12 protein-coding genes and 2 pseudogenes are annotated in these 17,825 nt (G+C 68.5%); 3 read left to right on the forward strand and 11 right to left on the reverse strand.

Annotation, left to right across the window (positions count from 1 at the left end; translation table 11 throughout):
* The 5 genes and pseudogenes from A5711_RS15080 to A5711_RS15100 all read right to left on the reverse strand — a co-directional run.
* Positions 1–997: pseudogene (locus tag A5711_RS15080) on the reverse strand (type VII secretion protein EccC); the annotation flags it as partial.
* Positions 994–2,592, reverse strand: a complete 1,599-nt coding sequence (gene eccB, locus A5711_RS15085) for a type VII secretion protein EccB (protein WP_067947806.1) — start codon at positions 2,590–2,592, stop codon at positions 994–996. The gene eccB and the pseudogene A5711_RS15080, both read right to left, overlap by 4 nt.
* Entirely contained in the window at positions 2,589–4,442 is a 1,854-nt protein-coding gene (gene eccA / locus A5711_RS15090) for a type VII secretion AAA-ATPase EccA (RefSeq protein ID WP_067947826.1), read from the reverse strand. Before eccA ends, eccB begins: the two co-directional genes overlap by 4 nt.
* 340 nt (positions 4,443–4,782) lie before the next feature.
* Positions 4,783–6,264, reverse strand: coding sequence for a PPE family protein (locus A5711_RS15095; protein ID WP_067947808.1), 1,482 nt, complete (start codon positions 6,262–6,264; stop codon positions 4,783–4,785).
* A gap of 203 nt (positions 6,265–6,467) precedes the next feature.
* Complete coding sequence (locus A5711_RS15100; protein ID WP_067947810.1) at positions 6,468–7,373, reverse strand: class I SAM-dependent methyltransferase; 906 nt, start codon at positions 7,371–7,373, stop codon at positions 6,468–6,470.
* A 132-nt stretch (positions 7,374–7,505) separates the two neighbouring features.
* Here A5711_RS15100 and A5711_RS15105 point away from each other — a divergent pair, with 132 nt between their 5' ends.
* Positions 7,506–7,976 (forward strand): DIP1984 family protein, encoded by a 471-nt coding sequence (locus A5711_RS15105; RefSeq protein WP_067947812.1) that lies wholly within the window; start codon positions 7,506–7,508, stop codon positions 7,974–7,976.
* A 255-nt stretch (positions 7,977–8,231) separates the two neighbouring features.
* Here the strand turns inward: A5711_RS15105 and A5711_RS15110 are convergent, their stop codons facing one another.
* From A5711_RS15110 to A5711_RS15125, 4 genes are all read right to left on the reverse strand, one after another.
* Entirely contained in the window at positions 8,232–10,229 is a 1,998-nt protein-coding gene (locus A5711_RS15110) for a serine/threonine-protein kinase (RefSeq protein ID WP_067947814.1), read from the reverse strand.
* 7 nt (positions 10,230–10,236) lie between these two features.
* Positions 10,237–11,205 carry a hypothetical protein gene (locus A5711_RS15115; protein ID WP_231987479.1) on the reverse strand — a complete coding sequence of 323 codons (969 nt, stop codon included), beginning with the start codon at positions 11,203–11,205 and terminating at the stop codon, positions 10,237–10,239.
* Positions 11,206–11,441: 236 nt separating this feature from the next.
* On the reverse strand, positions 11,442–12,713 hold the full coding sequence (locus tag A5711_RS15120; RefSeq protein WP_082975741.1) for a hypothetical protein: 1,272 nt from the start codon (positions 12,711–12,713) through the stop codon (positions 11,442–11,444).
* Between the two features lie 149 nt (positions 12,714–12,862).
* Entirely contained in the window at positions 12,863–13,909 is a 1,047-nt protein-coding gene (locus tag A5711_RS15125) for a sensor domain-containing protein (RefSeq protein ID WP_082975742.1), read from the reverse strand.
* 207 nt (positions 13,910–14,116) lie between these two features.
* Here A5711_RS15125 and A5711_RS15130 point away from each other — a divergent pair, with 207 nt between their 5' ends.
* Complete coding sequence (locus A5711_RS15130; protein WP_067947820.1) at positions 14,117–14,812, forward strand: sensor domain-containing protein; 696 nt, start codon at positions 14,117–14,119, stop codon at positions 14,810–14,812.
* A gap of 548 nt (positions 14,813–15,360) precedes the next feature.
* Here A5711_RS15130 and A5711_RS15135 read toward each other — a convergent pair.
* Positions 15,361–16,494 (reverse strand): helix-turn-helix domain-containing protein, encoded by a 1,134-nt coding sequence (locus A5711_RS15135; protein ID WP_082975743.1) that lies wholly within the window; start codon positions 16,492–16,494, stop codon positions 15,361–15,363.
* 583 nt (positions 16,495–17,077) lie between these two features.
* On the opposite strand from A5711_RS15135, the gene A5711_RS27605 reads away from it, so the two are divergent.
* Positions 17,078–17,380: a DUF4333 domain-containing protein gene (locus A5711_RS27605; RefSeq protein ID WP_067947822.1), complete on the forward strand. Its 303-nt coding sequence runs from the start codon at positions 17,078–17,080 to the stop codon at positions 17,378–17,380.
* 48 nt (positions 17,381–17,428) lie between these two features.
* Here the strand turns inward: A5711_RS27605 and A5711_RS27260 are convergent.
* Positions 17,429–17,825: pseudogene (locus A5711_RS27260) on the reverse strand (hypothetical protein); the annotation flags it as partial.

Below are 17,825 nucleotides of genomic sequence, written 5' to 3' on the forward strand. Positions count from 1 at the left end.
CGTCGTGCATCGCTGTACGAAACCACCGCACCGCGAGCAGTACTCGGATCCGGAGAAGCCGATCCTGCGCGTCGGCGGGCGCGCCGGTGAACGCCGGGCGGTCGATGAACGCGGGGCCCAGCAGCAAGACGAGCTCGTCGGGATTGGCCGTCAGGAGCCGAGCCGGCCCGACACCGTCGAGCTCGCCCGGAACATCAACGTGTGGAAGCCATTTCAGCCACGACCAGTCGGGCCCCTCCAGGTCGCGGGCGACCAGCGCCACCCCCAGCACCGTCGGGTCGTGCCACGTCACCGCCTGGGCGATCCAGGCGCGCATCGCCGCCCGCGCGTCCTCCGCCTCACCCAGGACCGTGATCCGCGAGACCTTCGTCAGGTCGATTCCGGTCGGCACGTCCCGCACGATGCGGTGGGTGTCCAGCAGGCTGCGTAATGCGCTGTGCGACACCGGTTCCAGGTCGATCTCGTCCGCGGTGTCGTTCACCCGCAGCGCGGTGCTCAGTGGTACCTGGTGGCGGCCGGCCCGCAACACCAGGAAGTCCGGGTCGTGCGGGTCACGCTCCCACTGCCGGCGCGAACCCGGCACGCTCGCCAAGGCCCTCGGCTCGGGGTGCGACCACTCGGCCGCCGCCCGCTGCTGGGCGGCGTGGGTGCGGATGTTGTCGCGGACCACCGACAGGTAGCGCAGGTAGTCGGCGCGTTCCGCGTCGACCTCCTCGGTGCGCGTCTTGTTGTCGTTGCCGCGATACATCGCAGTGGCCGCGAGCAGCAACACGAACGGGAAGAACAGCGTCTGCGGAGAGATCAGCCGCATCCCGGTGGCGAACAGGGCGACAACCATGCCCACGATCAGGATCACCAGCACATAGGGCATCGCCCGGCGCAGGAACGACGGCGGGATCACCCGCGGCAGCTCGGGGGGCGCCTCGATGTTGATGGTGCCCTTGCGGGTGACCGGGGGCGCCAGCCGGCGGCGGGCTTCGAAGATGAGTCGGCTCATCGGGGCGCTCCCTCTGCTGATGCCACGCGGCCGGGCTTGCTGTCTGGTGCCAGCCCGTCGTGCGCCAGCAGCGCGTCGGCGCGCGACAGCGCCGGGCCGCTGGCGAACAGTGACAGCACCGACCATGGGACGGGCACCGCCGGCTCGCTCAGCCCAAGTGCCTCAACCGTTTTGCCACGCCCGGCGGCCGAGTTCTCCGCCTCGTTGTCGATGCCGTAGCGAACGCCGGTGTCGGACACCCAGAACAACGATCCAGTGCCGGGCGCGCCCGCGCCGCCGGTGACGGTCTGGGCGAAGTAGCCGGTGCCGGGCGCCAGGGCGACGCGGGTGGCGGTTGCCGCTGAGGCGCCGACCAGGTCGACGGTGCGGATCGATTCGGGCACCGGCAGCGCGGAGCCGGACAGCAGGCTCAGCGAGCTGGTGGCGGCACCGGCCGGCTTGCTCCAGTAGGCGCACGTGACGGGATCCTTGGCCGCGTCGACGAGGCTGACCTGCTGGTCGGGGTAGCGCGCGGTGTCCAGCATCCGAGACACCGGCAGCTTGGCCACCGCATCGGCACCCAGCCGCGGCGGTTGGTCCAGGCCGTAGGAGTTGGTGTTGCGCAGGATCGCCGCGAGTACCGGGGAGATGGGCTGCAGGCCGTCCGGCAGCACCGCGTAGTAGCGCGCCGCGCCCGACGAATTCTGGTCCAGCGCATAGGACACCACGACCGCTCCGATCGGCGCGGGCACGCTGAAGCCGGCCGGCGCACCCGCGTTCGGGATGCTCGGTGCCGCCAGGGGCGGCGCCTCGGGGATCGCGTTGAACAGCCCCAGCGCGATGGGCCGAGGCGCGGGCACGTCGGAGTTGTTCACGCCCAAGCCAAGTGCGTTGGTGACCGCGTGGTCGGCCAGGTTGATCTGGCTGCGCCTGCCGTCCCAGAGCAGCCAGGTGCTGTTGCCGCTGTCGACCAGGATCGCCTGTTTGGCATCGAGTTTGGCCGCCCGCGCGCCGCCGCTGTCGGGGCGACCCGCGATCACAGTGACACCGGTGCTGTGCACGGCGTGCGCCGTGCCGCCGATGCCGTCGCACACCGTCCAGTTGGCGTCGCGCGTGGTGTCTTGCACCATGCGTTCCGGCGCGCCGGGAATGCCGATCAGGTTGCCGCGCGGAAACCGGTCCAGTTCAGTGCTTTTCACCATCGCGGGATTCACCGGCTTGCCCACGATCAGGCGGGCCGACGTCAGGTTGAGCACCGGGTGCAGCTGGTCGCCCACCCGCACGTACAGGGCGGCGGTCGATCGATCGGCGAGCACGGCGTTGGTCCCCGCGGTCCCGTTGGGCCGAATCAGCGAGAACACGAAGCAGCCCGCCAGGCCGGTGGCGAGCAGGACGACGCCCATCAGCACCGCGCGCGACTGGGTGCGCAGCGGGTCGACGAGCATCCTGGTGTCGTGCAGGGCGATGCCGGAAGCGATGCGCCGCATCACGAAGCGCCAGCCGGTGACCTGGTGGCGGGTGACGAACCCGCGGCGATACTCGACCTTGTCGGGATTGTCGTTGACCGGGGTTCGCGAGGCGAACGAACGCCGTTCGTCGGCTTCAGGATTCGTCATGCCGGCACCGACAGCCCGAGGCCACGCAACAACGGCTCCACCGAGTTCTCGACGTCTCGGTCGGTTATCGTCATCAGCTCCTCGTCACTGAATTCTCCCGTCCCGGCGTGATCCGAATGGTCGAGCCGGAATTCTCGTTCTTCCTCGGAGCGTTCGACGATGTTGCGGACGAATCGACCGTTACCCGCGATGTCCAGGTTGCGCCGCGAGATTCCGTTGGCGTCCGGCGTCGACTCGGTGGCCAGCCTGGTGAACAACGCCTCCATGTGGTCGAGCGCGGCCTGTTCGAAGACGCTGTCGCGCTGTTCGGCCATCTTGGTCGCGATCTCGACGAGCTCCGACGGTGCGTAGGAAGGGAAGTCGATGTTGCGGGTGAACCGGGAACGCAAGCCCTCGTTGGTGTCCAGGAACTTGTCCAGGTCGGCCCGGTATCCGGCGATGATGACCACCAGCCGGTCGCGGTCGTTCTCCATCCGCGCCAGCAGGGTATCGATGGCCACCAGCCCGAAGTCGTTCTTGGCGCCCGTGGCCACCAGCGCGTAGGCCTCATCGAGGAAGAGCACCCCGTCCAGCGCGCTGTCGATGATCGCGTTGGTCTTGGCCTCGGTCTCACCGATGTGCTGGCCGATCAGGTCGGCCCGGTGCACCTCTCGGATGTTCTCGCGCTTCAGAAGCCCAAGGCCGCAATAGATCTTGGCGACGACACGCGCGATGGTGGTCTTACCGGTGCCGGGCGGCCCGGCGAAGACGAGATGGTGGGCGCGCTGCGCGACGGCTAGCCCACGCTGCTTGCGCACGAGTTCCATGGCGACCGAGCTCTTCAGCCGGGACACCTGGTTCTTGACCTCGTCCAGGCCGATGAATTCGGCGAGCTGGAGCTCGGCCTCGTGCAGCAACACGGACTTGCGCTCGTGGGCGGCCGGGTCGACGAAGTCCTCCGCGCTGGGCTCGGTTTCCGGGTCCCAGGGGTCGGTGCGCGCCTCGATCCGGGCCGCGGTGGTGGTCACGATCCCAAAGCTGGTGTCGGACAGGGCCTGTTCGACCTGGTCGTTTTCCGGGTGGGCCGCATACAGGTCCTGCAGCACTTCGCTCGCCGACTCCTCGTCGACGTGCGCGCGCAGCACGAGCGCCTTGGCGAGCGTCCCGTCGACCGCCGCCACCGAGACGGGACCGTCGGGCTCCTCGAGGTACGACAGCGCCGGCGCGAACATGCCCAGCCGCGCCAGCGCGGTGCCCAGGGCGATCTTGGCCGCGTGGGAGAAGGCCTCGTCGAGGTCGGCGTCGTTGACGACCGGCGTCAGCAACTTGACCACGTCCGACCACCGCTCGGCGCGGTAGTGGATGACGACGGCAACCCATCGGGCTTCGCGCCAGTTGGGGCGCCGCGCGGTCAGGCCGGTGACGATCTGGTCGGCCTCGGCGAACCGTCCGGCCGTGGCCAGGGCCGCCGCGTAAGCGAGGTGGAAGTCGTCGGAGGTGGCGGCGCGGAACTGCAGATACAGTCCGGTGTCGTAGCGGAACCCGAGCGCCCCGGGCGTCAGGTCCACCTTGCGCTGCAACGTACCGGCGGTGATCGCAGTCTGCGACACCGCCTCCAGCACCCGCAGGGACACATCGCCGGCGGCCGCCAGCCCGGTCCAGGCGTCGCACTGGTCGTGGGCGATGCGGGTCAGCGCGGTGAAGCCGGAACGCGCGGCTGCGAGGTCGGCCGGGCGCTGGCGTTGGTACACGGAGATGCCGAGGGCGCGGCAGCAGGTGGCGAACCGGCTCACGACGTCGCCGTCCACCCTGACGTCCGCTCGAGAATTGACGGGTTGAGCCGCCAGCACGCCGGTGTCACCGAGTTCCACGGCCACGTCTTTCCATTTGTGTAGCCTCCCCTAACTTGACCCGCCTGAAGTTAGCATTGCATAAGCTAAGTGTCGAGGCACGAGCGCCCGTCCGACTCACCACTCCACTCCCCGTTCGATGCCGCTAATGAGGGTGCTCACCAGCAGAATCGGCCGCAATTACGGTTGATCTGCCGCCGCTGCAGGTTGGCAGGCCGTTGTCAGCGCCTTCTAGGCGGCCGAGCTTATCGAAAATCATTTTCATTATCAATCTTTGGGGGTCCCCCGCCGCGCCGGTCGCCGGACAAGCCAGTAGTCGTACGCCACCCCTGAAAAGTTCCGGCCTGGAGCGGGCGCCCCGCTAATCCGGCTCCCAAGAGCCCGGCAGCATGGGCAGTGTCGGGCCGCCGCCGAACCCGTCGCCGTCCAGCGTCGCCAGGCCCGTCGCGTCGGCGCCGCCCTTGCGCGCCGTCCCGGCGAAACCCAGCGGCCCGGCGCCGCGCTCCGATGCGACGGACGACCACGCGTCGTCGAGCGGATCCTCCGCTGCGTCGCCATCCGGCTCCAGGTCCACGAACTCGTAGCCGCGGTAGCGGTCTTTCATCGCCGCCCGGCGCCGCCGCCTAGCCCGCTGGGCTTCCCGCGCCGATGCCGATGCCGCAGCGGCGGCCGCGACCGCATCGGGCTCCGGCGCCTTGCGTTGCGCACCGGCGGTGGCCCCCGAGCCGAAACCCGCGGTCGGCCCGCCGACCAGGTAGGGGAAGGCGGCTCCCTCTCCGCCGGTGGCCGGTGGCGGCGAGGGAGCTGCGGTTGCCGGGGCCGGGGCCGGCGCGGGTGATGGCGCCGCCGACGTCGGGGGAGAAGACGGCGCCGGCGCCGTGGCCGGGGCGGCGCTCGCAACGACCGGAGCGCCGCTGCCGACGGGCGCAATAGGTGCAGGGGCCACCGGTACCGGCCCGGCGACGGGAGCAGGGGCCGGTTGGATTCCGGCCATCAGACTCAAACCTGCTATCCCCCCCGCAAGTCCACCCGGCACGATGAACGGAACGGCGGCAAGCTGTGGGAACGCCTGAAGGGCCTCGCCCACGTGGGTGAACTCGTCGGCGATTAGTCCGGCCGGCCCGAAAATGTCTTGTATCAAATCCTCGATTGCGTCGGCCGGGTCCGTGGGAAACTCCGCCAAATCTCTTGCGATGGTCTGGAAAATCTCGGTGAATCGGTTGATCCACCAGCTCAGCTGGTATGGGTTACCGCCGTCGTTGTCGACGATTCCGTCGTCGTCACTGTCTTGGCCGCCGTTGGTGGCCTGCACGATCTGTGGCGCGGGCCCGGTCTGCGGCGCCGACGCCACCGCGGCGGTCGAGACCGCTTGGTATGTGGACATCGTGGTGGCCGCCTGTACCCACATCCGCGCGTAGTCCGCCTCGTTGACCGCGATCGGAATGGTGTTGACGCCGAAGAAGTTCGTCGCCACCAAGGCGCCGTGGATCGTGTGGTTGGCGGCCAGTTCCGGCAGCGTCGGCATGGCGGCCAGCGCCGCCGTGTAGGCCGTGGCCGCGATCTCGTGCCGGGCGGCGGCCGCCGCGCTGTCGGTGCTGGCCTGCATCAGCCAGGCCAGGTAGGGCGCATGGGCGGCCGCGTACTGCTCGGCGGTGGGCCCCTCCCAGGCGCCGGCCTGCGTCGCGGCCAGGGTCGCGGACAGCTCGTCCGCCGCCGACGCGTAGGTCGTGCTCAGCGAACCCCACGCCGCCGAGGCGGCCAGCAGGCCCGCCGGGCCGGGACCGCTGCTCAGCTGAGCCGAATGGACCTCCGGCGGGGAAGCCATCCAGACCGGCGCGGTCATCCTCGGCTACCAGCCGAGCCGTCGATCAATGCGCGTAGCGGCATGCCAGGACTCCTCGCCGGGCTGAGAGCGACGCCGTCCGGGCTGTTGGGCGACGCACGGATGAGCCCGGTAGTAGTCGGGGAGCGGCGCGCAAAAGTTCCGGCGGGCGCTCAACTCATGGAAAAGTCATTGAAAGCCCGGCGGCTCCCGTCCCCCGGCGCTCAGCCCTTGACGGCGCTCATCAGGGTGTTACGCGAGACCATCGACCCGGCATCCGAGTCGGGTCCGGGCACCGGCCGGCCGTTTTCCCGAAGGAAGTCGGCCAGCGGGGTGCCGACCGCGCTCCAGCCCCGGTCGCCGAACCATTCGGTGGCGGGCGCGATCCGCTCGTTGTAGACGAGCTGATAGAAGGGCCGCTCCGCGCCGGCGGCCATCGCGGCCCGTTCTTCCTCGCGTTTGGCCTCGAACTCGTCCTGGTCGAGCGGGGCACCGTCCTCGACGGCGACGTGGCTGCCCGCGGCGGCCAGGTCGTCGATGCCGGTGAACAGCTGCTCCTCCGCGGCGGCCGGGAGGTAGATGAGCAGGCCTTCGGCGATCCATGCCGACGGCTTGGCGGGATCAAAACCGCTGTCGCGCAGCGCTCGCGCCCAGTCATCCCGTAGGTCCACCGCGATCTCGCGGCGCTCGGCCTTCGGTTGCGCGCCGTGGTCCGCGAGCACCTGACGTTTGAAGTCGAGGACCTGCGGCTGGTCCAGCTCGAAGATCGTCGTTCCGGCCGGCCAGTCCAGGCGGTAGGCCCGCGAGTCCAGGCCCGCCGCCAGGATGACCACCTGACGCACGCCCGCGGCGGCGGCGCGGCGGAAGTATTCGTCGAAGTATTTGGTGCGGGCGCCCTGGAAGTCGACGAAGTGCGCGCCCCAGTCCGGGGTCTTCAGCTGGTGGTCAGGGAGCTTGCCGTCCAGGACGTCGGCGGCCCACCCGCCCACGGCGCGGCAGAAGACCTCCGCGTAGGGATCGACGGCCAGCGGATCCGGCTTCTGCGCCTCCAGCGCTCGCGCGGTCGCCACGAATAACGCCGTCGAACCGACACTTGTTGTGATGTCCCAGGTATCGCCTTCGCTACGCATGAATTCGACATTACCGGCGCCCGGCGGCGGGCGGCCGTGCCGCTTGGTGGCAGCGTCGACGATCGCCGCTGGGGAGGCTTCCCCCGGACCTATCCTGGTTAGGCAGTTGCGCCACCCACCGGAGGGAACATTGTGAAGTTGGCCGAGGCGTTGTCACTGCGGGCCGATGCGTTGCGCCGCATTGAGCAGTTGCGCACACGCATTGTGAGCAATGCCCGCTATCAGGAGGGCGAAGAACCCGCCGAGGATGCGGCAGCACTGCTCACTGAAGTCGAGGGCGTGCTCGTCGAGTACGAAGCCTTGATCCGGCGAATCAATCGCACGAATGCGGCGACAACGATCGGCACGGACGGCACGCTGACCGATGCGTTGGCCCGCCGGGACGCGCTGCGCTGGCGCCACCACGTTCTCAAGAGCGCAGCGGACGCGGCCGCCGGGATCAACCAGCAGGGTTATTCTCGACAATTGCGTTCTGAGCTAAAGATGTTGTCCGCCTTGACCGTTGCCGATGTGCGTGCTCAAGCCGATCAGGTCGCTCGTGAGCTTCGTGAGCTCGACGTGCGGATCCAGCGATCGAACTGGGAGGTAGACCTGTTGGAGTAATGAACCCGGGTGTAGCAGGTAGGCGTCGCGGAGGCGCGCACGAGCCCTGGCCGGCGGGTCAAGTCCGGCCTCTCCTGGCGCACGGAGGGCAGTGCAGAGGGTTCGACTCCCTCCTCACACCGCAGCCCCGCATTGCGCACAGGTGACAGGGCACAGCTCACAGCACATCACCGCGTGTGGATCCGTGACGGCGAGGGTGGGCACGGGGCATACACCCAGCGGTTCGAACGCGGACGTTGGCCGCGGTCTGCATCGTCAGCGGATTTGGTTGCCGAGCTTGGTGACCAGCGCGGTGTTGAGGTAGCTGGTGGCCGCGGGGCCGCCGGCGTTGAGCGCGGCGATGGTGGCGGGGTCGTCGACGATCACGAGGGTGCCGCCGAAACTGCCGTATCTGGCGGGCAGGCCGGCGTATCCCCCGCCGCCGGCAGCGGGGTCGGTGCGCAGCAAGAGCATGACGTCGCTGCGTTGAGCGGCATAGGCGACGTCGTTGATGTCGAACGGGACTTGTGCCGGGCCACCTGGGCTGCGCTTGTACTGAGTGTTGTAGGTGAAGCCGATGCTTTCCAGGTAGCCGCTCGGCGGCGATGGGGTCGCGGCGGCGGTCGTGGCGGTGCCGGTGTAGTTGACCACGACGATGGATTTGCCGGAAAAGGCCCGATGCTCGGAACGGATCGTGTTCTGCTCGGATTGCGTCTTGTCGAGCAAGTCTTTGGCTGCCTCGGTGCGACCGAGGGCGGTGGCGATCCAGTTCAGCTGCGTCTGCCAGGTCCAGCCTTCGGGGTTGTCGGCAGGTTGGGCGAGGGTGGGTGCGACGGCCGCCAAGGAGTTGTAGGTGGGCTGGTCGATATCGCCGGTGTCGATGATGAGGTCGGGTTTCGCCGCGGTGATGGCGCCGGTATCGGCCGCGGCGAACACCGGTGGCGATGAGTGGATCAACGGTTGTAACCAGGTCGGCACGGTCGCGTTGGCGGCGTTCATCAGGACGGGTTGGACACCAAGTGAAAGGACCGCGTCTGGATCGCCGGGGCCCAGTGCGGCGATAGCCACCGGCCGGTGCTGCAGTTTGATGGTGCCGAACTTCGTGTTGAGGGTCTGTGGCTGATAAGGACCCAAGCTACCGCCGGTGCGGCCGAACAGGTTAATTCCCAACACGATTGCCGCGACCAGCACGGCAACAAGGACTGTCGCGGCGACGACGAGGCGAGTGCGTTTGCGGCGCTTGGCTTTCCCTACAGAATCGGGCGGGCCGACTGGGGGCGGCGAGGGAGGAGCGCTTGAGAATTGCTGGTGCGCAGCGTAGTTCGGGTCCCACACCGGGCCGAAGGCCGCCGGGGTGGGCGGGACGGTCGGTGGATAGGTCACGGTGGGATTGGTCGGGTTGCTTGCTGGTGGCCCGGCGATCGGAGCCGGCGCGGAACTGTTGGTCAGCGCGGCGGCGGTGGCGACGGCCAGCGCGCCAGCGGTTTGGAAGCGCTGGTCGGGATCCTTGGCCAGCGCGCGGGCGATCACGTCGTCGATCGCGGGCGTCAGGGTGGGATTGATTTCGCTGGGGCGCGGCACGGGCCGCATCAGGTGTCCGGCCAACATCGCCGACAAGGAGTTGTCCTCGTAGGGCGTGCGGCTGGTCAGCAGCCGAAACAGAGCGCATCCCAGCGAATAGATGTCGCTGCGGTGGTCCGCCGGCCGGCCCTCGATGGTTTCCGGGGCCGCATACGCAGCGGTGCCGACCATGGAGCCCGTCGCGGTCAAACTTGTGGCGTCATCGAGGGCGCGGGCAATGCCGAAGTCTGCCAACAACACCCGTTCGTGGTCGGTGCCCGGCGCGGAGACCAAGAAGTTGCCAGGCTTGATGTCCCGGTGCAATACCCTCCGCGAGTGGGCGTAGTCGAGTGCGGCGGCGACGTCGGTGATGATGCGCACGATGCGGGTTCCGGTGAGGTTGGCGCGGTCCAAATCGTTGGCGGCGGTACCTTCGACGTACTCCATGGCAATCCACAGCTGTCCGTCGTCGGTTTCGCCGCGGTTGTACACCCGCACGATGTTGGGGTGGTTCAGCGTGGCGGCCAGGTCAGCCTCGCGGGTGAACCGGACTCTGAATTGGCGGTCCACAGACAGCTCGGCGGACAGGATCTTCAGAGCGTCGTTGCGGGGCAGCGTGGGGTGCCGGGCCAGATAGACCGTGCCCATGCCACCCGAGCCCAGCACGCCCTCGATGCGGTATCCGGCGATAACGGTTCCGACCGCAAGAGGCATTAGGGGCTCATTTCCCGGTCAGCAGGCGATATTGGGCGGCCATCATCTGATGCAGCGCGTTCTCTTGCTCGCTTTGCATCTCGTAGGCGTAGCGATCCGCGCGGGCCACGCACCAGTAGCCCAGCGTTTCGTTGAAGCATTTCGCCTTGGGCATACCGCTGATTCCGCCCACCTGTTGCGGCCCGGTCATATCGGCGACGATGCGCGCCGCCGCCCCGGCGTCGGGGGTTTGATAGACCCTGGTTTCGAGGACGTACGCGACCTGCTGCACATTGGCGGATTTGAATAAGGCTTGTAGGTGGACCGGGTCGCCGGCCTCCAAGAGCAGCGCTCCGTGCGCGTCATAGATGCCGTCGTTGATCGACTCGTTTTCTTGTCGGGGCGGCACGGTGCGTGACATCAGGCCGTCGGGATCCAACGGCAGGTGTGCTATCTGATCCGGCGGGGTCGGCCTGAAGCCGTCGATCAAGGGCTGCTGCAAATCCAGTGCGGTGGCGATCGATTGAGCCGCGACATCAGCCCTGTCGGCCGATGTCGCCGTTTGTGCGAGCACGTACTGGCCGTGGGCGGTCAGGGCGGTCACCGAAAACCGTGGACCGCCGGGTGCTGGGTATTGTGCGGTCCACTGGTAGGTCAGCGCGGCCGTCTCCGGGTGACGCGGGATTGAAAACGGTTGCGTGGGAATTGGTTTGGTTTCGAAGGGCATGGTCAAGGTTGCGCCTTTGGCGACCATGTCGGCGACCGCGGCTGTCGCATCGGCCGGGCTGCCCAGTTCCAATACGATGTTGAGCAGCCTTTTGTAGGCGCCTTTTTCGGTGTGGCGCGAGCCGGAAAACCCAGCCACCAGGTTGCGGCCGTTGAGGCCCTCACCCATTGGACTGCCCAGCAGGGCGTTGACCGCGTCGGTATCTTTGACCACGCCGGAATCGATTTGCGCGTAGTCGATCAGGTCGGCGTCAACCTCCCAGGGGCCCACCACCGCGCCGGCCAGGCGGCGCCCTTCGGCCCACCCGCCCCGCAGCGCGTCGCCGGCGACGCCCAGCGGCGGGCGCGGCGTGGTGGGAAAGTTCCCGGCATCGAGCAGGGTGAGGTCGACGCCGTCGGAACTGTCCGCCCCGGGTGCTTTCACAGCGGTCCCCGCAATGGTCGTACTGCAAGCCACCGTCGCCGCCGCGACCGCGGCGGCGAGGGCCCACAGGCGGAGGCGGCCCCTCATGGCGCTGTCAACATCAGATATTGGGCGGCGACGATCTGGTGCGCCTCGACCTCTTGCGCGGCAGTGGCTTTGAACGCGTAGCGGTCGGCAGTGGCGATGCATAAAAAGCGCACTGCGCTCAGCTCCGTGCTGTCGGGGCCGCGGTCGAAGCAACGCGCCGATGGCAGTCCATTGATGCCGGGGGCGGCGTGGTAGGCCAGGAAGGGCACGTCGATGCGGGCGAGCCCGTCGGCAGCCCGCTGGGCGCCGGTGGGATCGACCGCCTCGTAGACGGTGGTGCGGTCGGCGGCGACGTGACCGATGCCCGCGTCGCTGTACATCGCTCGCGTCGCCACGGGATCAGGCCGAAAATGCAGCGCGCCGTGCGGTGGATAGACCGCGGCCTGGTTGACGCTGGGATCGGTGGCCGGCACGGTGCGGGCCAGCAGTCCGGTCGGGTCGGCGGGCAGGGCGGCCAGCTGGTCTACCGGTGTGGCTTGGAAGTGGTCGGCCAGCGGGCCTTGCAGGTCCAGGGTCTTGGCAATCATGTCCGCGACCGCGTCCGCGCTCTCTTTAGAGCCGGCGAACTGGAAGAACACGTACGGGCCGTGAGCGGTGAACGCTTCGGCTTCGAAGCCTCCGGACAGCGGCGCCACGTTGGCAACTGTGTTGGGGTAGTGCGGGATTGACAACCGGGTGGCCGGGATGTCGCCCGGCCGGACGGTGGCCATGTCGGCGGCGGCCATGGCCGCGGCGGCGTCGGTGGCGTCCTGTGGGCTGGGGAAGCGGAACACCCCGTTGTCCAGGATCTTGGGTTTGTCAGTGGGCGGTTGACCGCGTGGAGGCGGCGGGGTGACACGCCCGCTGACGAAGCCGGCCACGAAGCGATGCGCGGCGGCGATCGCGGCGATCGAATCGCCGCGCACCAGCGCCGAGAGCCGCCCGGGCTCGGGAAGCGCAGTGGTGGGCGCGATTTCGGCGCTCAGTGGACTGATCAGCGTCCCGTCGACCTGCCAGGGTCCCGCCACCATGTCTGCCATCCGCTGGGCTTCGACGCGGCGGCCGGCTGCGTCGTCGGCAACGGTGCCCAGCGGTGGACGCGGTCGACGCGGGTAGTTACCGGGGTCGAGCAGCGCCACGTTGGCCGCCGCGGGCGCCGGGCCGCCGGACTTGACGGCGCTGCCGGTGACCACCGTCGAGCAGCCGGTGCCGAGGGCGATCACCGCGACCGCCGTGGCGATCAGCAACCGGGCCGATCCGTCGGGAGCGGTCGCGCGGCGCGTGCCCATCCCCCATCCCCTATCCCTCATTTCGGCGCCCGCTGCCGGCCACCTGTGGCGTCCCCGACCAGACCAGCAGAATGGTAGTTGCTACTACCAGCGCATCAGATCCGTTCACTGATTTTGCCTATCATTGCCCGGGCGCATCACTCGCGTTCTCACCCGGAGCGGGTGGTGACGCGCTCGGCCATTCTGGTGGCGATGGTGATCGCTTGATCGGTGCGGTTCGCACCGCAGCTGCGCACGTCGATGACGATGTTGTTGCGTGCGGTCAAAGCCCGTTGGCACTGCCAGCCCCCACCGCCTTCTTGGGTGTTGGTGATGCTGATCATGCCGTCATGATTGGTGGTGGTGCCCGCTATCCAGATGCTGCCGGAGTAGCCCCGTTCCGTGAGGTGCAGGGTGGCGCCATTGCATTTGGGCCAGGCCAGGGCTTGCTTGGCCGCGAAGTCGTTGGCCGCCTTGGCGGTGGCGAAGTAAATCGCGGCACTGTGATTGCGGTGCCGGGCGCCGTCGCGGTCCTGCAGGGACTGCGTTCGCACCCCTATCCAGCCGCTGTTGTCAAGCTCTGATTCCATTGCCGGAGCGTGGATCTCGCTGCATTCGGGGCGGTCGGTACTCACGCCGCTGTATGCGTAGTCGTCTTTGCCATTGTCGTCGGGCTGAGGCGCGATGTCTGTCGCACCCTCAATGCTGTTGATGGTCGCAACATCCAACATCAGCCCGGGCAGCGCCGACAACGGCACCGTCGGAGCCTGGGGTGCCGGGCCCGGGTCGATCGGCGGCGCGGAGGTGACGGGCGCGGGCATCACTGTCGAGCTCTCGTCGGGGCTGCTGGCGACGTTGATCATCAGACCCGCACACACCACGACGACCACGACTGCGGCCCCGATGGCGACCCGGGCCCAGGTGGGCTGGCCGCGTCGGGGCCCCGGGGTGGACGAGGGCCGGTAGCCGGGGTTTGGACCCCAGGTGGGCATTCCGGGCGGCGCGCCGGGCGCGCCCGCATACCCGAAGGGCCGGCGGGGCAAGACGGTGGTGACCTCGTCCCCGCGCCCGGCCACGACCGGCGCCGTCCGCGCAGGTCCGTAGGCGCCGCGCGGTACCGGCGGGGCGTTTCGCGGTGCAGGGTGTGTCGTGTTCGTCGGCGAGTGCGGGTGGTGGGGCATCGGGAGTCCTTCGGGGATGACGAGGTGGTGCTGCATGAACCGAATTGAAACACAGCGCTGCACCTGATGCAACGTTTCTAACCGTTGCGCTGCTGCGGTTTCGCTGCTAGCGTCTGCGTCATACCGGACGACTGGCAGGAGGACCCCGACATGAGGGCTGTTTCGCAGCAACACCAAGCTGGACCGATAAGCGGCACCCCCGATCGGGACAGCGCCCGACGTCGACCCCGCTTCGCGCCCGCCGTGCGCTGGGCAATCCTCGCCGCGGTCGCCTCAGCTCTGTCGCTGAGCGGATGCACCGCCACCACCACCGGGCACCCCGCGGCCGCCCCGGACCTCGGCCGCTGGCAACCGCCCGCGATCCTGCCCCAGCACCTCGCCGATCTGCTGTTGAAGGAAGACGACGTCAACGCGATCGCGCACACCACCGGCATGACGGTGCGTAAGCCGGTGACGCGAATGTGGCACGACGACGAGATGGTCTCCAACCCCGGCTGCCTGGACACCTACGCACCCGCCGAAGCGACCGCTTACCAAGGCAGCAACTGGACGGCGGTGCAAGGGCAGATACTCGATGACGCCACAGCCGTAGCGCGCGAGCATGCGCTGCTGCAGGTCCTGGTCGGCTTCCGTGACGCCGATTCAGCCCAGCAATTCTTCGGTAAGTCCAAGACAAGCTGGTCTGGCTGCGCCAACCGGTCCATCACCGTCACTCCGCCCGGTCACGCCCCAACCACCTGGGGTCTCGGCGAACTGCAGGCCACCGACACCTCGCTGGCCATTGTTCAAACCCAGCCCAGTGGCCGCGGTCCGATCTGCCAACGCGCCATCGGGCTGGTCAACAACGTCGTCATCGACACCCTGTGGTGCGGGTTCGACACCACCAGCCAAGCAAGCGACATCGTCGCTAAAACCAGCGCCGCGATCTCACAGGCCTGATCCGCCCCTCCCGACCGCCCTTAGCAAGAATTCGTGAAACCCCCACTTCCCCAACCTATTACGGAGTAGCCATGCCCCAGCCACAACCCCACTACCAGCAGCCCTACGGGTACGCTCAGTCCTATCCCCCGGCCGCGTGGCCTGTCCACGGACCCGCACACGCGCCGACGCACTGGGGGCCGCGCGCCGGCTACCCACCCCCGCGCCCCACCGGCAACCAACCGCTCTTCCGGGTACGGATCAGGAAACACACCGGCGCGATCATCCTGATGTTCAACCAGACCTATACCGTCACAGGAACTTTTGCCCAGTGCGAAGCGGCACTGCACGACGCTCTATTGCATAATCTGCTCGCCGGTTGGTGGAGTTTGGCCTCCGTCTTGGGCTGGAACTGGTTTGCCTTAATCGAAAACCACAATGCACGAAAGACTTTGCGACGCGAGGCCGCCCAAGCCTTCGGCGCCGCACGCCCGGCTCCCTGGACGCAATCCCCGGCGCCGCCCCCCGCGACACGCGGATAATCCGCGCGCCGGTCGCACTGCGGCGCGTCAACCGATCGAGAGCTGCGCGATGAGGTTTTCGATGGCCCGGGCGGCCTCGGGGGCGATGATGCGCTCCGATTCGGCATCTTCGAGGACGGACGCCGGCAGTCCCGCGCCATTAGCCGCCTCTTCCAGGCTCAGTTCCGCCCGGTGACGGGCGCCGTAGAGCCGCTGGCCCAAGGTGGCCGCCGGCGAGCGCGCCGCGCGCATCATCAGGTCGTTATAGCTGCGCCGCACACTGCTCAACGCCAGGATGACCGCTGGGCTGCCTTTGGCGTTGCGGGCAGCGCTCGATGCCAGCCTCTCGAGCTTGCGCAGATCGGCCAGGATATTGGTGGCCCTGGGGGTGAAATCGGGATCGGTCGGCTCGGGCAATCCTGAGACGGCGGTGATGAGGGTGTGCATGGCCAGTTCCACCGTCTCGGCCATCAGCGGCGCCTGAATCGAGTCGGCCAATACCTCGGTGGCCTCGTCGCGGCGAGCCCCCACGGGTGCCCCGGCTCCGCCGGCGCCGCCGCTGGGCACCGGAACCGCCCCGCGCCGGATGCGCGTGATGTGGCCCGTCGGCCATTCCAGCACCTTCTCCAGCCGCTCCAGCGTCGAGCGACGCGGCCAGCTGCGGCCCTTCTCGAAGTTGATGAGAGCGCCCGCGTTGATGATTCCGTCGCGGTCCAAGCTGCGCTGGGAGATGCCCAGCTGCTGGCGGCGCTCGGCGACCGCGCTGCCGGCGCGTACAACGCCGGGGTCGCTTTGGCCGTCCCACCACTGTTCGTCCTCGGCTTCGAACGGGCGCACCACCTGGGTCGGCTCCTCGCGCGTCACTTCCGACGGGCGCTGCGGGATCAGGGTCACAGCTGCCCCGTCAGGCGCCCCCAGACAGATGGTGGTGACGCCGGTGATCAACACCGAATTGCGGCGGATTCCGTCGACGAACATCCCATTGCCACTGGTGTCGAAGGCCTGCCAGTCGTTGCCGTGCGGTTCGAGCCGGACGTGCCACCCCGCGACCCTCTCGTCGTCTACCTGAACCGCGGCCCCGGCGTCCCTACCGATGACGGCGACGCCGGCCCCGGGGTACAGCGTGTGCGTCGCATGCCCGACTCGCACGGTCAGCGCGGTCGTCGGTTGGCCGGACGTCAATTGTCGCTCCTCGCTCCCGTGTGGCTCACCGCTGCGGTAGGACCCAATGCATTGCTGATGATGCTACATCTGCTTTGTGTGCACTCGGCTGGAAGAAATGCCGCGGCCCGTCTCGTATGCGGCCTTCTTACAGCAATTCCGCGCAGCTCAGCGGGTCCGGTTCCAGCGGCGATGGATGGCCGACCTCGCCGCCGGCTCGCCTGTGCCGGTGGCGACCAAGATGCGTTCGGTCACTGGCGCACCGTTTATAACCGTTGCGATCCGCTACTGCTTCGGTTAAAGTTCAAGCATCAGCCGACGCCACACCAAGCTTTGGGAGATGAGGTATCCGATGCAGCGACAGCCGCCCCCGGCGCCACGGCAATGCCCCCAGCGACCCGCCGGCATGCCGCCCGTCCCCCCTGGGCGCTTCGTCGATCCGCCCACCGTGCCTCTGCCCCGCCCACACCCCATTCCCATAAGGACCCCGCACGGGCCATTCCCCTACCCGCATCACCAACGGCCCGCTGGTGGGGGCTTCTGGCCGCCGGCGACGCCCGCTCCACGCGGCGGACGTCGGTCGCTCTACCTGGGCTCAGCGATCATGGTCGGCGCGGTGGCCGTGCTCGTCGCGGGGTTCTGGGCTCCGGGCTTTTTCGTCACCAAACAGCTCGACGTCACCGCCGTGCAGGCCGGCGTCGCGCACGTCTTGTCCGACCCAGCGGGTTACGGGGCCAAAAACGTCAGCGACGTCACCTGCAACGACGGACAAAATCCGACCGTCACCAAGGGTGGCTCCTTCACCTGCCAGGCCACCATCGACCATCTCAAACACCAGTTCCTGGTCACCTTCACCGACGACACGGGCGGCTACGAAGTCAGCGCCCCGAAGGGGACGAAGGTCTGAGATGCGAAGGGCGGCAACCCGACCGGTTGGGCATTTCGGCGCACCGCCCTACCGCGTGTCGCCGCGAGCATCGGCTTCCCAGGTGCCGGGAACCATGGGAACCGTTGGGCCGCCACCGAACTCGTCACCGGCAAGCGTGGCCAAACCCGCCGCCTCGCCGCTCGCCGCCCGGTGCGCCGTCCCGGCAAAGCCGAGCGTCCCGGCGCCGCGGTCCGATGCGACCGAGGGGGTGCCCCAATCCGGGTCGACGTCGACGTTCATGTCCGCGAACTCGTCCCCGTAGTCGCGCTGGGCCGCCCGTCTACGCCGGCGCGCCCTGGCCTGTCCCCGCGCCGCGGCGGCCGCCGCGGCGGCGGCGCTATCGGGTTCCGGCGCTTTCCTTTTGGCGCTCGAGCCGGCCCCGGCCCCCATCCCCGAGCCGGACCCGAGGCCCGGCGGAGCGACC

Source organism: Mycobacterium sp. E2238 (genome assembly GCF_001672665.1).
GTDB lineage: Bacteria > Actinomycetota > Actinomycetes > Mycobacteriales > Mycobacteriaceae > Mycobacterium.